The sequence below is a fragment of the Prescottella sp. R16 genome (assembly GCF_030656875.1).
In the GTDB taxonomy this organism is placed as follows: domain Bacteria; phylum Actinomycetota; class Actinomycetes; order Mycobacteriales; family Mycobacteriaceae; genus Prescottella.
The window spans coordinates 3,927,088-3,942,902 of the sequence record NZ_CP130943.1; the positions used below are offsets into that span (position 1 = coordinate 3,927,088).

The following is a 15,815-nucleotide window of genomic DNA, read 5'->3' on the forward strand; positions in this document are numbered from 1 at the left end:
CGTCACACCACCCGTTCCTTCACGGTGCCGAACAGCCCCGCCGGCTTGACCATGAGCACGACGATCAGCACGACGAACACCGCGATGTTGCTGTACTGGCTACCGAACCACAGTGCCGTGAACGACTCGACGAGACCGACGGTGAGCCCACCGATCAGTGCCCCCGGCAGCGACCCGAAGCCGCCGATCGCGAGCGCCACGAAACCCTTGAGCGCCAACGCCGCACCGAGTGTGGCGACGGCGAACGTCTTGGGGCCGACGAACAGCCCGAGCACACCGGCGAGCGCACCCGAGAACGCGAACGCCCCCATCGCGATCCGACGCACGTTCACGCCACGCAGCATCGCGGCCTCCCGGTCCTCCGAGACACCCATGAGCGCCAGACCGGTCATCGTCCGCTTGCTCAGCTGCCCGAGCCCGACGACGAGCACGATCGACAGCACCAGCAGCGCGATCTCGTACGGGTAGGTGCGGCCGCCCAGGATCGTGATCGGATCACTGGAACCGAAGAACGGCACCGTGAGTGGTTCACTGCCCCAGATCAACTGGGTGGCACCGTTGAGCAGTGTCGCCACACCCAATGTGGTCACCAACTGGTTCTGGTGGTCGGCGACCGGCCGGATCGCGATCTGTTCCTCGAGCGCGGCCAGCAGCATCACCGTGACCGTCGCCATGACGGCGACGACCAGCACGGGAAGCTTCAGGGTCACGAGCCCGGTGTAGGCCACGAACGTGCCCACCATCATCAGCTGTGCCTGCGCGAAGTTGAACGTGTTCGACGACACGAACACGATGTTGTACCCGATCGCGACCAGCACGTACACGGCGCCGAGCGCGAGCCCGGACCACAGAATCGTCATCGCAGTTCCCTCCTCTCCGAAGAGTTCTCGGAGTTCGTCGACATCACGCGGCCGGGTTACCGAACTGGCCGTTGACGACCTTGGTGGGCGCGATGAACTCCATCTCGTCCTGGTTCGGGTTGGGGCCGTGGTTGTCGGCGGTGAAGTTGTAGCGCGACAGGAACGCCGTCTTCGCGTTCTCCTGGACCTCTTCGGTTTCGAGCGCCTCAGCGAGCTTCTCGGCGTCGGTGGTGGTGCCGGCCTTCTCCGCGGCTGCCGCGACGAGCGGGAACGCGTCGTAGTTGTCGGCGATGATCAGCGTCGACGAGATGGTGCCGATCGAGGCCATCGTGTCGACCATCTGGTTCACGGCCGCGTTGTCCGGGTCGTAGACGGTGCTCGTGAACACCTGGGAGACGAGGTTCTTCATCTCGGGCGTGCCGAGAACACCGTTCGGGGGCTCGTTCGCGACCAGGCTGGTGCTCGACACGGACGTGTTCCCGATGATCGGCACGTCCCAGGCCAGCCGCTGCATGCTCTGCAGCAGGTATCCGAGCGGCGCACCGTACGCGTCCAGCGCGATCGCCTTGGCGCCGGCGTTCTTGAGCGACTGCAGCTGCGCGGTCATGTCGAGGGCGGTGGCCTCGTACTCCTCGTTGGCGACCTGCTTCAGGCCGGCCTTCTCGAGCGCGCTCGTCATCTCCTTGCCGAACAGTTCACCGTAGGCGGTGCTGCCGTGGATGACACCGATATCGTTGTAGCCCTTGTCCTTCGCGTAGCCGACGATGCCGCGCGCGTTGTCGGTGGCGCCGGGCGCGAGATCGAAGTTGAGCGGGAACTTCGACGGATTCGTCGAGTCCTCCGTCGGCGAGACGTTGAACGAGAGGATCTTGTTCTGCTTGAGGATCGGGAGCGTCGCGGCACCGATCGACGACGGACCGGAGTTGAGCACCAGGTCCGGCTTCTGCTTGTTGATGGCCTCGCGCAGCTTGGTGACCGCAATGGTGGCGTCCCCGGCGTCGTCGACGACGGTCAGTTCGATCTGCCGCCCACCGACGCCCCCGGCCTCGTTCTGGACCTGGGCACCGGCCTTCGCCGCGAGGATCGAGGTCTCGGCATTGGCGGCGAGCACACCCTGTGCACTGATACCGCCGGTGACGAGGACACGGTACGGCTGGTCCGCGCCGCCCGCCTCGGTGGAGTCCGCGCTACCGCACGCAGCGAGGGTCAAGGCCGACACCGCTACTGCCGCAACGAGAACTGGACGCCGATTTCGCATGACTGTCCTCCTAGGACACCAGAAACACACCAAGTCAGGCACTCACCTGCTTGATCGGACGAGGGAGACCCGTCGCGGCACCGTCGACCGGGGCCGGCGTCCGAGCAGGATCCTTCAAGCAACCGCTTGCTCACCAAGCAATCGCTCGATCGGGAGCCTAAGTTGTGACGTACGTCTCGTCAACACGACGCCCGCACGGTGGGACATATGCACCGGAACGACGAACGGGAACCCGGTGCACGCTTTCGGTGAGAAAGTGTGCGCTGGGTTCCCGTTCGGGGGTCGTGCTCAGCGTTCGTTGCGGGGTTTCCACACGACGAGCGCGCTGCTGTGGGTGACGGGGACGAGGTCGCGGCGGTAACCGGCGTGGATGCGGGAGATCTCGGCGGCCATCTCCTCGACACGGTTCTGCAGGGCTTCGACCTGGTTGGTGAGTTCGATGATCCGTTTGATGCCGGCGAGATTGACGCCTTCGTCCTGCGACAGGCGCTGCACTTCGCGGAGGAGGGCGACGTCGCGGGGCGAGTAGCGGCGCCCCCCTCCGCTGGTGCGGTGCGGGGTGACCAGGCCGAGCCGGTCGTAGTTGCGCAGGGTTTGTGCATGCATGCCGGCGAGTTCGGCGGCGACCGAGATGACGAACAGTCGCGCGTCGGGATCCGGTGTGGTGTCCGACTGCGTATACCTCTTGTCACTCATGATGGTTCACCCGTTCGATCGGTGTGGGCCGTCAGGCGCCGGCCCATCCTGCCCGCGGATCGAATCCGCTGGCCTTCTCCGCTTCCAGATACGTCTGGAGTGCCTCGATGGCGGGGTCGTCGAGTTTCTGCGGGACGGCGACCTTGACGGTCACCAGCAGATCGCCGGCTCCTCCGCCGCGCTTGGGCACACCGCGCCCTCGCACCCTGAGAACTCGTCCGTCGGCGGTTCCGGCCGGAACCTTCACTCCGACACGACCTTCGAGAGTCGGAACGGAGACTGCGGTGCCGAGGACGAGTTCGCCGTAGCTGACCGGGACGACGACCGTCAGATCGTCGCCGTTGCGGCCGAACACCTTGTCGGGACGGACGTGCACGGTGACGTACAGGTCACCGGACGGTGCCCCACGCAGCCCGGCCTCCCCCTGTCCGGCGAGCCGGATCCGGGTTCCGTCGCTGACCCCGGACGGGACGCGGACGGTGATGCTGCGGGTGCGGTTGGTGACACCGTTGCCGTGGCAGTCGGGGCACGGGTCGTCGATGATGGAACCGGTGCCGCGGCAGTCGTCGCACGGCTCACTGAATCCGAACGCACCCTGGTTGCGGCTGACGATGCCGGTTCCGTTGCAGCGCGGGCACACCCGCGGACTGGTTCCGGGCTTGGCGCCGCTGCCGTGGCAGGTGGTGCACGACGACGGGCTGGTCAGCCGCAGCGGGACCGTCACACCGAGCGCCGCCTCCCGGAACTCGAGTGTCGTCTCGGTTTCGACATCGCTGCCGCGCCGCGGGCGTGAACTCGCCGTGGTACGGCCGCCGCCACGGTTGAACAGGCCACCGAAGATGTCACCGAGGCCGCCGTCGCCGCCGGCCGCGCCGCCACCGAACAGGTCGCCGATGTCGAAGCCGCCTGCACCGGGGCCGAAGCCGCCACCACCTTGGTATCCGGCGTGGGGGCCGAAGCCGCCGCTCGCGAACAGGCGGCGAGCCTCGTCGTACTCCTTGCGTTTCGCGGGATCGGACAGCACGGCGTTGGCCTCACTGACCGCCTTGAACCGCTCCTCGGCCGTGGTGTCACCGGGATTGGCGTCGGGGTGCAGATCCCGGGCCAGTTTCCGATACGCCTTCTTGATCTCGTCGGCCGAGGCGTCGGACGAGACACCCAGGTCCTTGTAGAAGTCCTTTTCGATCCACTCCCGTTGACTCACTGGGCGTCTCCTCCTTCCTTGCGCCTACGGCGCCTGTGCGCCTTTTCGGTAGTGGGTACCACCGAAAAGGCGCACAGGCATGCAGCGCCTACTCGTTGTTCGTCACCGTCACCATGGCGGTCCGCAGGGTGCGGTCGCCGAGGCGGTAGCCCTTGCGCAGGACTGCGCCGAGGACGGGGGTGCTGCCGTCGCCGTCCATCTGCACGGCCTCGTGCAGGTCCGGGTCGAAGGCGTCGCCCTCCACGCCGAACGCGGCGAGGCCGAGTCCGTCGAGGATGCCGGACAGCTTGTCGGACAGGGCCTTGAGCGGTCCGGTCTCGAGGTCGCCGTGGGCGCGGGCGCGGTCGAGGTCGTCGACGAGGTCGAGGAACTTGCCCACGACCGCGACTCGTTCGTCCTCGACGGCCCGCTCGATGCGGGCCAGCGAGTTGCGACGGATGTTGGCGATCTCGGCCTTCGCGTAGCCCAGTTCGGTTTCGAGCTGGTCCCGTTCCGCGGTGACCGTGGTCAGCGCGTCCGGCTCCGACGTCTCGTCGGCTGCCGCGGCGTCCGAGGAACCCTCCGGCGAGGCGGCCGCAGCAGTCTCCTCGGAGACCGCCTCGTCGAACGGGTCGACGACGACGCCGTCGGTGATCACCGGATCACGGTCGGGATTCGCCGAGTTCTCCGGAGTCACTTCTTGTCCTGGTCGGTCGGCTCGTCGACGACCTCGGCGTCGACGACGTTCGGGTCGGCCGCTGCACCGGCGTCACCGGCGGCAGCACCGTCGGCGGCCTGCGCGTCGTAGATCGCCTGGCCGAGGGCCTGCGACTCGGTCGACAGCTTCTCGACGGCAGCCTTGACTGCCTCGAGGTCGGTGCCGGCGAGGGCCGTCTTGACCTCGGCGACCGCAGCCTCGACCTTGTCCTTGACGTCGGCCGGAACCTTGTCCTCGTTGTCCTTGACGAACTTCTCCGTCTGGTGGACCAGCGAGTCGGCCTGGTTGCGGACCTCGGCCTCCTCGCGGCGGGCCTTGTCCTCCTCGGCGTGCGCCTCGGCGTCCTTGACCATCCGGTCGATCTCCTCCTTGGACAGGCCGGAGCCGTCCTGGATCTTGATCGTGTTCTCCTTGCCGGTGCCCTTGTCCTTGGCGGTGACGTGGACGATGCCGTTGGCGTCGATGTCGAAGGTGACCTCGATCTGCGGCACGCCACGCGGGGCCGGCGGGATGCCCGCGAGCTCGAAGGAGCCCAGGAGCTTGTTGTGCGACGCGATCTCGCGCTCGCCCTGGAACACCTGGATCTGCACCGACGGCTGGTTGTCGTCCGCCGTGGTGAAGGTCTCGGAACGCTTGGTGGGGATGGTGGTGTTGCGCTCGATGAGCTTGGTCATCACGCCGCCCTTGGTCTCGATACCGAGGGACAGCGGGGTGACGTCGAGCAGCAGGACGTCCTTGACCTCGCCCTTGAGGACACCGGCCTGCAGTGCGGCACCGACGGCCACGACCTCGTCCGGGTTGACGCCCTTGTTGGGCTCGCGGCCACCGGTGAGCTCGCGCACCAGGTCGGAGACGGCGGGCATACGGGTGGAGCCACCGACGAGCACGACGTGGTCGATGTCCTTGACCGAGATGCCGGCGTCCTTGACGACCTGCTGGAACGGCGCGCGGGTGCGGTCGAGGAGATCGGAGGTGATCTTCTGGAACTCGGCGCGGGTGAGCTGCTCGTCGAGGAACAGCGGGTTCTTGTCCGCGTCGACCGTGATATACGGCAGGTTGATGGACGTCGACTGCGAGCTGGACAGCTCGATCTTCGCCTTCTCCGCGGCCTCGCGCAGACGCTGCAGGGCCATCTTGTCCTTGGTGAGGTCGATGCCGTTCTGCGCCTTGAACTTGTCGACGAGCCACGACACGATGCGCTCGTCCCAGTCGTCGCCACCGAGGTGGTTGTCACCGGAGGTCGCGCGGACCTCGACGACGCCGTCACCGATCTCGAGCAGGGACACGTCGAACGTGCCGCCGCCGAGGTCGAAGACCAGGATGGTCTGTTCCTTCTCACCCTTGTCGAGGCCGTACGCGAGCGCGGCCGCGGTGGGCTCGTTGACGATGCGCAGGACGTTCAGGCCCGCGATCTGGCCGGCTTCCTTGGTGGCCTGACGCTGCGAGTCCTCGAAGTAGGCGGGGACGGTGATGACGGCGTCGGTGATCTCCTCACCCAGGTACGCCTCGGCGTCGCGCTTGAGCTTCATCAGCGTGCGGGCGCTGATCTCCTGCGGCGTGTAGTTCTTGTCGTCGATGGCGACGGTCCAGTCGGTGCCGATGTGGCGCTTGACCGAGCGGATCGTGCGGTCGACGTTGGTGACCGCCTGGTTCTTGGCGGGCTGTCCGACGAGCACTTCACCGTTCTTGGCAAAGGCGACGACGGACGGGGTGGTGCGTGCGCCCTCGGAGTTGGCGACCACCACAGCCTCGCCGCCTTCGAGAACAGACACGACCGAGTTGGTGGTCCCGAGGTCGATTCCGACCGCACGAGCCATAGTGATCCCTCACTTTCCTTCTGCGCAGCCTCAGGAGCTGCGGTTTCGCTTGTCTACGCTGACCGAATGAACCTATGTGAGCGCATCCGGCTCAAGTTTGCATTCGGTTCGACGTTCCGTCAACCCGAAACTTGAGTCTCATACGCTCAGGTTCTCGTAGGGCTCAACGGGCACCTCCGAAGATTTGTTCCCGGCCCGCGAACCCGCCGGTCGCCGATACGATCCGATACGTGGACCGATCCGCGCCCCGACCACAGCCCCCGCGCCCCGACGTCGTCGTCGCACCCCTGCACGACAACGGTCCGACGCCGCCGCCACGGAGCCTCGTCACGGTGTTCACCGTGTGGGCGGCGTCGTTCGCGGTGTTCACCGCGCAGGCCGGGGTGCTCGCCGTCGAGTACGAGACGGTGTCGGACGCGCTCGCGGCCGGCCTGACCGAGCGCGACCCGACGGCCGACCACTACGACGCATCGTCCGCCGCAGACCTGAGCATGCTCGGGGTCGGCGGGGTCGGACTGCTGCTGGTGCTCTCGGGACTGGCCGCGCTGATACGCCTGCGCCGCCGCAGCCTCGGCGCCCGGACCGCACTGACGATCGTCGGCGCGCTGACCGTCGTCGCGGCGCTGCTGTCGTGGAACGTGCTGGTTGATGCCCGCGACGTGGCGCTGCACGTGTTCGCGTGGGCGCCACTGCTGCAGACCGGACTGGTGATCGCGGGGACGACGCTGCTCTACTCGCCGCCGCTGTCGGCGTGGCTGCATTCCCGGAGCCCCCAGGATCTCCGGGGCATCTCGTGACGGACGCGGTCGTCGTCGGTTCCGGCCCCAACGGACTGGCCGCGGCCGTGACGCTGGCACTGGACGGCGTGTCCGTGACGGTCTACGAGGGTGCCGACGCGATCGGCGGCGGCACCCGTACGAGTGAACGGATCCTGCCCGGACTGCTGCACGACGACTGTTCGGCGGCGCATCCGATGGGGGCGGCGTCCCCGTTCTTCCGGTCCCTCGACCTGGCCGCGCACGGCCTCGAGTGGTGTCGGCCCGAGGTCGATCTGGCGCATCCTCTCGACGACGCGGCCCCCGGCGTGCTCACCGGGTCCGTCGCCGACACCGCCGCCGTCCTGGGGCGGGACGGTGCGGCGTGGCGGCGATCGTTCGGGCCGCTCGCCGACCGTCTCGACGATCTCACCGCCGACGTGCTGCGCCCGATCGCGCATCTCCCGGAACACCCGATCACGCTGGCACGCTTCGGGGCAGGCGCCCTTGCCCCCGCGACGTGGACGGCCCGGCGGTGGCGGACGCCGCAGGCTCGGGCCCTGTTCGCGGGGGTCGCCGCGCACGCCTACCAGCCGTTGACACGGCCGACGACGTCGGCGGTGGGTCTGCTCATGATCGCAGCCGGGCACCGGTACGGGTGGCCCGTGGCGCGCGGCGGGTCCCGGGCGATCGCCGACGCCCTCGCGTCGCTGCTGCGCGCGCACGGCGGGCGGATCGAGACGGGCCGGTGGGTGCGGTCGCTCGGGGAACTGCCACGTGCCGAGATCACGATGCTCGACGTGTCGCCGACCGGGGCGCTCGAGTTGGCGGGAAATCGGTTGCCGCGCAGGGTGGCCCGCGCCTACCGGCGGTACCGGTACGGTCCGGCCGCGTTCCGGCTCGACCTCGCCGTCGACGGCGGCATCCCGTGGCGCGACGACGCGTGCCGGCGGGCCGGGACCGTCCATCTGGGCGGGACGATCGCGGAGGTCGCGGCCACGGAACGCGATCTACAGCGGGGCCGGATGCCGCAACGCCCGTTCGTGCTGATCGGCCAGCAGTATCTGGCCGACCCGTCCAGGTCGGCGGGGAGTGTCCACCCGGTGTGGGCGTACGCGCATGTGCCGCACGGTTTCACGGGGAACGCGACCGAACCGATCCTGCGGCAGATCGAACGGTTCGCGCCGGGCGTCCGGGATCGGATCGTCGGCAGTTCCACCCGGTCCGCGGTCGAGATGCCCGTCTACAACCCGAACTATGTGGGCGGCGACATCGCGTCCGGTGCCAACGATCCGCTGCAACTCCTGGCCCGGCCCCGCCTCGCCCTCGACCCGTATGCGACCGGCATCCCCGGCGTGTACCTGTGTTCGGCGTCGACGCCGCCGGGTGGCGGGGTGCACGGCATGGGCGGCCACCACGCGGCCCGCTCGGCCCTGCGCCACCTCGGGCGCTAGTTTCCGCGCCGCCGCAGGTCCGCGATCGCGGCCCGAGCGGCCTGTCCGATCGCCGCGTCGGCCGCCGGGAGCAGCGGGTCGGCGCGGGCGGCGCGGGTGAACACGGCGACCGCGAAGGCCGCGCCGTCCGGGAACTCGATCACCCCGACCTCGTTGCGGACCGCCCCGAGGGTGCCGGTCTTGCCGGCGACGACGACGTCGGCGTAGGGGAACCCGGACCGCAGTCGCGCCGTGAACACCTGACTCGACAGCACTGCCCGCATGAACGCGGTCTGTTCGGCCGACGCAGCGGCCCCCGACCACACCCTCGACAACAGCGCGGTCATGTCCCGCGCGGTGGTCGCGCTCGACAGGACGGGGTCGTAGCCGGTGGGGTACACGATCGCATCGTTGTCCCCGAGAGCTGCGAACGCTGCTGCCGGGGAGTCGGTTTCGGTGTCGGTGACGAGGGTCTGCAGGATCTGTGCCGTGCCACCGAGCACCGTCGTCACGGTCAGCCCCAGTTCCCGCATCGTCGCGTTCACGCGGTCGACGCCGAGCCTGCGCAGCACCTCGTCGGCGGCCGCGTTGTCGGACACCGCCGTCATGGAGCGGACCGCGTCGCGCATCGACAGGCGCACCTCGTCGAGGAACTGGGAGACGCCGGTGGGGCCGGGGGTGCGGCCGCCGGGGGCGAGCACGACGGGTTCGAGCGGGTCGATCTCCCCGGCGTCCACGAGCCGGCAGAACGTGACCAGCACCGGCAGCTTGTACACCGACGCCATGACGACGGGGTCGTCGGCGCCCAGCCCGTACTCGGTGTCCGCGGCGCCGACCGGGACGGCGTGCATCCGGCCGTGGACGCCGGCGTCCCGGAACAGTTCCGCGATCACCGTACGGCTCCCCCGAGCCCGGACCCGGCCGCATCGGCGAACCGGGCGATGCAACGGGCGGCGGCGTCGATCACGGCGTCCGCGACACCCCCGGACGGGGAGCGCAGGCACCGCAGGCGCAGCCGCAGCGCGTCCGAGTCGGGACGCACCCGCTGCACGCCGGGTGCCGACAACTCGGGGTCGGCGGTGAGCGCGAATGCCTGACCGGCGGCGACCGAGGCGAGTGCCCACCGGTCGTCCGGGGCGGGGACGATCTCGAGGTCGATCCCGAGACGGGCGAACGCGTCGATCTGCAGGTCGTGGGCGGCGGGCCCGTCGGAGCGTGGTGGTGACGCCATCCGCAGGCCCCCGACCCGGGACAGCTCACACGGATCGTGGTGCGCCGCAGGATGCGCCGCGGGGACGAGCAGGCTCAGCGGCAGGGACACGACATCGCTGCCGGTCAACGGTTCGACCAGGGCGGGATGTTCGACGACACCGACGTCCAGCGCCCCGGACTCGAGCTGGTCGACGATGTCGGAGCTCGGGGCGATCACCGTCTCCACGCGCCCGGAGACGGTGGCCTCGCGGAGTGTCGCGACGAGGTCGGCGACCAGCGCGGTGGGCACCTTCGGCATCACCGCCAGCCGGATCGTCCGCTGCTCGGCTCCGCGCCGGCGGGCGGAGTCGGTGAACCGGTGGGCCCGGGAGACGAGGTCGACGGCGTCGGGCAGCAGCGACTGACCGTCCGCCGTGAGCACTGCACCCTTCGCTGTGCGGTGGAAGAGTGTGACGTCGAGTTCCCGCTCGAGTTTCTTGATGCCCTGGCTGAGCGGGGGCTGGGTCATTCCGAGCCGGGCGGCGGCACGACCGAAGTGCTGTTCCTCGGCGACCGCGAGAAAGAATTCGAGGTGCAACAGCAGGTTCACGGCGCCTCTCACCTGGCTTGATATGGAACGAATATCGCGACTACGGCAATAGCCTATTGGACTGGCCCGTGAGAAGAGTGTTTCGCTGCCCCAGCGCGGCGACACGAACAGCGGGACCGAACGGACGGAGCGAGCAGATGACAGCGGCACGGCGGAAGGCTCGACGGAAGCACGTCACCCTCGCGCTCGCGGGGACGGTGGCGTTGACGTCGTGCGGCCTCCTGGGGCCGGATTCGGGGCAGGACGTCGCCGGACAGTTCACCGACGCGCTCGCCGACCGTGACGTCGACCGGGCCGCGTCCCTCACCGACGACCCGGCCGCGGCGGCCGACGTGCTGCGCCGCACGTTCGACGGTCTGGGCGCCGACACCGCCGCCACGTTCACCGTCGAGTCGGCCGACGATTCCCGGTTCACGTACCGGTCGGCGTGGGATTTCGGTGGCGGCCGGGTGTGGGACTACTCGTCGACGGCTGCGCTGCGCACCGTCGACGGCGACCGCCGGATCGAGTGGTCGGCGGACGTCGTCAACGATCGCCTGCAACCCGGTCAGGCGGTGCAGTTCACGCCGATCGCGGACACCCGCGCGGTCCTCGACGCGAACGCGATGCCGCTGCTGGCGCCGCAGACGGTGACGGTGGTCGACGCCGATCCACGGGTACTGGCGAGCGACCCGGCCACGGCGGCCCGCGTGACCTCTCTCCTCGGTGGGCCGGTTCCGGGTTTCACCCTGCCCCGGCCGGATCCGTCGTCCGAGCGCGTCAATCTGGTGAGCCTGCGGCAGGAGGACGCGGCCCCGATCCGGGCCGAGCTCGAGACGCTGCCCGGCATCGTGCTCTCCGACCAGCTGCGGCTGCTCACCGTGGACCGGACGCTCACCTCCCCGCTGGTCTCCGGAATCCGGCAGGAGTGGGAGTCGCGGCAGCAGCAGTCGTCCGGCTGGCGGGTGCAGACGGTGAACCCGGACGGTGAGGTCGCCGGCACCCTCGCGGGCGGAGATCCCGCGGACGGCACCGTCGTCCGCACCACGATCGACCCGAACGTGCAGCGTTTCGCGCAGCAGGCGGTGGACACCGAGTCGCGGGCGAGCGCACTGGTGGCGCTCGATGCGTCGTCCGGCCGGGTGCTGGCGGTCGCGCAGAACAAGGCCGCCGACGAGTCCGGGCCGATCGCCCTGACCGGCCTGTACCCGCCGGGGTCGACGTTCAAGACGATCACCACCACCGCCGCCCTCTCGGACGGCACGGTGACCGCCGACAGCATGGTCGACTGCCCCGGCACCGCGACCATCGAGGGCCGCACCATCCCCAACGACGACGAGTTCGATCTGGGCCGGGTGCCGCTGCACACGGCGTTCGCGCACTCGTGCAACACCACGATGGGCAAGCTCGCCGTCGGTATGGCCCCCGACGAACTGCAGCAGCAGGCCCTCGACTTCGGGCTCGGTGTGGACTATGTGACCCCCGGTATGACGACCGTGACCGGGTCGGTGCCGTCGACGGACACCCCGGCGCAGCGGGTGGAGGCGGCGATCGGGCAGGGCGAGAACCTGGCCAGCCCGTTCGGTATGGCGATGGTGGCCGCGACGGTCGGCTCGGGTCGAACCCCCTTGCCGCAGTTGATCGCCGGCGAGCCCGGTACCGCCGACCACGATGCGCAGCCCATCGATCCCGGACGCCTCGACGCGCTGCGGGCGATGATGACCGAAACCGTCGACGCCGGCACCGCGACATCGCTCACCGACATTCCCGGGCTGATGGGCAAGACCGGGACCGCCGAAGCCGGGAACAGTGCCCACGGCTGGTTCGTCGGCGTCGACGGCAACATCGCGTTCGCCGTCCTCGTCGTCGACGGGGACAGCTCCCGGCCGGCCCTCGACATCGCCGGGAAGTTTCTGCGTCCGCTGGGGTGACCGGCGTTCCGTGAAGGATTCCACCCGGCTACCGGCGGACATGCTTCACGACTCGCCGAGTTCGGCGAGCACCCCCTCGGCGCTGCGGGCGGCGGTGCGGCACGCGAGGACGGTGAACGGGTCGAGCAGGGGATGGTCGGCGCGGGCCCGCCACGCCCGGACGGCGGCGAGGGCGGCGGCGTTCAGGAGATCGGGGGTTGCGTCGTCCGGCAGGCCGAGACGCTGGGTGGCGCCGATCCCGAATCCACCGAGCAGCCGGTGCAGTTCGGCGAGTTCGCCTGTGGGAAGACCGGTGTCGCCGGAGCGCAGGCGGCCGAGCATGCGCAGTTCCGCGAAGCCGTGGACGTCGGCGAGCAGACGCCGGGCCTCGGCGAGCAGGTCCGGCGACTGCGGCGTCGGATGCGCCTCGAGGACGCGTTCGAGTGCGACGAGCGCCGAGTGCGCCTTGAGTTGCTCGGCGCGCTGCCCGAACTGGACGTCGATCACCTGCCGCAGCTCGTCGAGGCCACTGCGCTTCACCAGTTCCGCTGCCAGGGAAGGGGAATCGTTCACCCCGAGCCGGATCAGGGTGACGGCCGAACGGATCCCGAAGAGCCCGAACCGGTCCGCCAGTTGCCGGCGCAACGCCCCGTCGACGGGCAGTGCGGCGTCGTCGCGCCCGAACCGGTCCACCGACAGCATCGCCACCTGCAGTTCGGCGTCGGGCACGGCGGCGAGCGCCTCGAACACCGCGAACTCGCTCTGCCGCAACGTCCGCGCCCCCAATGCGAGCAGGCCCGCGACGGGTACGACGGCCTGGCACAGTCCGGTGGACTCGAGTTCGGACGCGAACCGGGACGCCACCTCCTGCGCGGACAGCATCGCGTCGGCCCGCCCGGCCCCGACCTCGTCGGCGCGCGACACCACCCCGACCACACCGAGCGGGCCGGATTCACCCCCCACGTGGGCGCCTATCCGGCCGAGGAACTGCACGTCGGAGGCGCTGAGGCTGCGCATCAGGTAGACGACCGCGTCGGCTCCGGACACCCCGTCCTCGGGGGTGAGCATGTCGAGGGTGCGGGCCGAGACGTCCCGCGACAGCGACGACGTGCCCGGCGTGTCGACGATCGTGGTGTGGGTCAGGGCGCCGGCCGGCCAGTCGACGTCGATGCGGTCGACGCGGTCGGCGGTGAGGTCCCCGAGATCGAACGTGAGCCGGCCGGCGGGCCGCTGCACGGTGACCGGGACGGTGCGGCCGCCGTCGTAGTGGGCGGTGACGGTCGGGGTGGCCCCGTTCCGGTACCACGTGACGACGCGGGTGCACTCGGTCGCATCGGTCGGGGCGATGTCCTGCCCGACGAAAGCATTGAGGAGCGTGGACTTCCCGGCCTTGATCGACCCGGCCAGCGCGACCCGCAGGGGCTCGTCGAGCCGGGCCGCGCACACCGCGAGGCGGGCACGGGCGTCGCTGTCCGTCGGATAGCTCGTGCGGGCGGCGGCGACGAGCGCCCGGGCCCGATCCAGCGACGACGTCATGCGCCGACCTCCTCGTCTTCCGGAACGTCGACCGGGAACAGTTGGGTCGACTGCTCTTTCAGAGCGGACAGCACCTCGAGTTGCCGCTGCACCTCCGTGGTGCGGCGGGCACGTTCCCCCGCCTCGGCCCCGGCCGCCTCCTGCGCGGCCCGCAGCGAGTCGGCGAGCGACCGCAACGTCTGCTCGGCGACGGCCGTGAAGTGGTCGCGCAGCAGCCGCTGGACGAGCCGCAGCCGATCCTTGGATTCCTTGCCGACCTGGAAGCTGACGTCGTCGGTGAACCGGCGGATCGCGATCTTCGCGTCGCCGCGGCGCTTGACGACGCGGGCGTCCCGGTCGTCGCGGTACGCCTTGGTGCCCAGCAGGACGCCCGCACCGATCGACACCGGGTTGACCAGCGCCATCCCCATCAGGGTCGTGACGAGACCGAACATCAGGACACCGCCGTACGAACCGCGCATCCCCACCAGCACCTTCTGGGTGAGCCCGATCCGGCCCGACTCGAGATCTCCGAGTTCGGCGACCGGTTCGAGGACCCCGTCGAGTCCGGCGACGTCGATCTGCGGCAGCTCCACCCGGCCGGCGTCCGCGAAGTGCTCGGCGACGGTCTCCGCGAGCCACAGGGCCCGGTCGTGCGCCCACACGAAGTTGTCGCCCACCGACTGGGCCACCTGGTCCGCGAGCCACTGCCCCAGCTCGTCCCATTCGCGTCCCGGATCGCCCTCGTCGACGGCTTTCTCGGCTTCCCGGGTCACCTGCCGCAGCCGGTCCCGCAGGTCGTGGTCGATGTCGGCGGCCAGATCGGCGACGCCGTCGGCGAGGGTCTGCTGCCAGCGGGCCGACTTCTTCTGCAGTGCCTCGGCGGTGTCCTTGGCGCGCTGCAGTTCCGCGACGGCGACGGTTCCCTTCTCCGGATCCCGCAGCGCAGCAAGCTCACTCGCGAGTGTCAGTTGCAGGTGTTCGACGACGGCGTGCACGTCGCCGGACACAGTGCGCCGCAGCCCCCCGGAGGCGTGGTCGACGACGCGGGTCCGCAGGAAGTCGTACAGCGCGTCGAACCCGGATTCCTCGTGCAGCGAAGCGTCGTCGAGGCGCAGCGCGTGCGAACGCAGCAGCGACGAGATCGGCAGCAGCGGCACGTCCAGCCCGGCCCGCCCCAGATGCTCGCGGTCGGCGTCGACGATCCGCCGCCAGTGCGGGTACAGGTCGGTCTTGGTGACCAGGCACGCGACCGCCGGGCACAGCGCGGTCACCTGCCGCAGGAACGCGAGCTCGGGTTCGGTGAACTCCTGGCTGGCGTCCGACACCATCAGCACCGCGTCGGCGGCGGGCAGCAGCCCGAGTGTCGCTGCCGCGTGCGGGTTTCCGTGCCCGCCCACGCCGGGGGTGTCGACGAACACCAGACCGTCCGCGAGCAGCGGACTCGGCACGTTCACCTCGAGTCGCAGCACGTCCCGTCCCGCCGCGAGCGGCGACGAGGGGGTGAGCCCGTCCACCTGGTCGAGCGGAACGTCCACCCGCAGTGGCGGACCGGACGATGCCGCGAGCACCAGTTCGGCGAACGTGCGGTCGGCGTTCTGCACCACGGTGGGGATCGCGGTCGTCTCGTCGTCGCCCACCGAGCACACCGCGAGATCGAGCAGCGAGTTCACGAACTGGCTCTTGCCCTGACCCAGTTGGCCCACCACGACGACCCGGAACCGGGGATCGGTCACCCGGATACGGGCCACGTCCAGCCGCTCGACCAGATCCGTGCGGCCCGCCGAGGCGGCGATCCGCGCGGTCCGGTCGAGCAGGTCCGTCATCGCGTCGTTCATCCGAGCACCCCGATCCTCTCCTGCCGACATAGCGCGGCGGCGGCTCCGATCG

The 15,815-nt window shown here is 70.0% G+C and carries 13 protein-coding genes; 3 read left to right on the top strand and 10 right to left on the bottom strand.

Going from position 1 to position 15,815, the window contains the following annotated elements:
- Positions 1-2 precede the first annotated feature (2 nt).
- The 6 genes from Q5696_RS18510 to dnaK all read right to left on the bottom strand — a co-directional run bounded on the left by Q5696_RS18510 (position 3) and on the right by dnaK (position 6,532).
- Positions 3-860 (bottom strand): branched-chain amino acid ABC transporter permease, encoded by an 858-nt coding sequence (locus tag Q5696_RS18510; protein WP_305092712.1) that lies wholly within the window; start codon positions 858-860, stop codon positions 3-5.
- A 43-nt stretch (positions 861-903) separates the two neighbouring features.
- Positions 904-2,118 carry an ABC transporter substrate-binding protein gene (locus Q5696_RS18515; protein WP_305092713.1) on the bottom strand — a complete coding sequence of 405 codons (1,215 nt, stop codon included), beginning with the start codon at positions 2,116-2,118 and terminating at the stop codon, positions 904-906.
- Positions 2,119-2,406: 288 nt separating this feature from the next.
- Positions 2,407-2,814, bottom strand: a complete 408-nt coding sequence (locus tag Q5696_RS18520) for a heat shock protein transcriptional repressor HspR (RefSeq protein WP_305092714.1) — start codon at positions 2,812-2,814, stop codon at positions 2,407-2,409.
- A gap of 31 nt (positions 2,815-2,845) precedes the next feature.
- Positions 2,846-4,018: a molecular chaperone DnaJ gene (gene dnaJ, locus Q5696_RS18525; protein ID WP_305092715.1), complete on the bottom strand. Its 1,173-nt coding sequence runs from the start codon at positions 4,016-4,018 to the stop codon at positions 2,846-2,848.
- 88 nt (positions 4,019-4,106) lie between these two features.
- Entirely contained in the window at positions 4,107-4,694 is a 588-nt protein-coding gene (gene grpE / locus Q5696_RS18530) for a nucleotide exchange factor GrpE (protein ID WP_305092716.1), read from the bottom strand.
- On the bottom strand, positions 4,691-6,532 hold the full coding sequence (gene dnaK / locus Q5696_RS18535) for a molecular chaperone DnaK (RefSeq protein WP_305092717.1): 1,842 nt from the start codon (positions 6,530-6,532) through the stop codon (positions 4,691-4,693). The genes grpE and dnaK overlap by 4 nt, the downstream gene beginning before the upstream one ends.
- A 230-nt stretch (positions 6,533-6,762) precedes the next feature.
- Here dnaK and Q5696_RS18540 point away from each other — a divergent pair, with 230 nt between their 5' ends.
- On the top strand, positions 6,763-7,329 hold the full coding sequence (locus Q5696_RS18540; protein ID WP_305092718.1) for a hypothetical protein: 567 nt from the start codon (positions 6,763-6,765) through the stop codon (positions 7,327-7,329).
- On the top strand, positions 7,326-8,741 hold the full coding sequence (locus Q5696_RS18545; protein WP_305092719.1) for a phytoene desaturase family protein: 1,416 nt from the start codon (positions 7,326-7,328) through the stop codon (positions 8,739-8,741). The genes Q5696_RS18540 and Q5696_RS18545 overlap by 4 nt, the downstream gene beginning before the upstream one ends.
- Here the strand turns inward: Q5696_RS18545 and Q5696_RS18550 are convergent.
- Complete coding sequence (locus Q5696_RS18550; RefSeq protein WP_514131058.1) at positions 8,738-9,613, bottom strand: serine hydrolase; 876 nt, start codon at positions 9,611-9,613, stop codon at positions 8,738-8,740. The two genes, Q5696_RS18545 and Q5696_RS18550, sit on opposite strands and share 4 nt — an antisense overlap.
- Positions 9,610-10,521: a LysR family transcriptional regulator gene (locus Q5696_RS18555; protein ID WP_305092720.1), complete on the bottom strand. Its 912-nt coding sequence runs from the start codon at positions 10,519-10,521 to the stop codon at positions 9,610-9,612. The genes Q5696_RS18550 and Q5696_RS18555 overlap by 4 nt, the downstream gene beginning before the upstream one ends.
- A 137-nt stretch (positions 10,522-10,658) precedes the next feature.
- On the opposite strand from Q5696_RS18555, the gene Q5696_RS18560 reads away from it, so the two are divergent.
- Positions 10,659-12,431, top strand: coding sequence for a penicillin-binding transpeptidase domain-containing protein (locus tag Q5696_RS18560; RefSeq protein WP_305092721.1), 1,773 nt, complete (start codon positions 10,659-10,661; stop codon positions 12,429-12,431).
- Between the two features lie 45 nt (positions 12,432-12,476).
- Here the strand turns inward: Q5696_RS18560 and Q5696_RS18565 are convergent, their stop codons facing one another.
- Positions 12,477-13,946: a dynamin family protein gene (locus Q5696_RS18565; RefSeq protein ID WP_305092722.1), complete on the bottom strand. Its 1,470-nt coding sequence runs from the start codon at positions 13,944-13,946 to the stop codon at positions 12,477-12,479.
- Positions 13,943-15,793 (bottom strand): dynamin family protein, encoded by a 1,851-nt coding sequence (locus tag Q5696_RS18570; RefSeq protein ID WP_370654822.1) that lies wholly within the window; start codon positions 15,791-15,793, stop codon positions 13,943-13,945. Before Q5696_RS18570 ends, Q5696_RS18565 begins: the two co-directional genes overlap by 4 nt.
- Positions 15,794-15,815: the final 22 nt, after the last annotated feature.

Excerpts from the sequence above, each read along its gene's own strand:
- Q5696_RS18510 (WP_305092712.1), bottom strand. The coding sequence starts at position 860 with ATGACGATTCTGTGGTCCGGGCTCGCGCTCGGCGCCGTGTACGTGCTG.
- Q5696_RS18515 (WP_305092713.1), bottom strand. The coding sequence starts at position 2,118 with ATGCGAAATCGGCGTCCAGTTCTCGTTGCGGCAGTAGCGGTGTCGGCC.
- Q5696_RS18520 (WP_305092714.1), bottom strand. The coding sequence starts at position 2,814 with ATGAGTGACAAGAGGTATACGCAGTCGGACACCACACCGGATCCCGAC.
- dnaK (WP_305092717.1), bottom strand. The coding sequence starts at position 6,532 with ATGGCTCGTGCGGTCGGAATCGACCTCGGGACCACCAACTCGGTCGTG.
- Q5696_RS18560 (WP_305092721.1), top strand. The coding sequence starts at position 10,659 with ATGACAGCGGCACGGCGGAAGGCTCGACGGAAGCACGTCACCCTCGCG.
- Q5696_RS18565 (WP_305092722.1), bottom strand. The coding sequence starts at position 13,946 with ATGACGTCGTCGCTGGATCGGGCCCGGGCGCTCGTCGCCGCCGCCCGC.
- Q5696_RS18570 (WP_370654822.1), bottom strand. The coding sequence starts at position 15,793 with ATGTCGGCAGGAGAGGATCGGGGTGCTCGGATGAACGACGCGATGACG.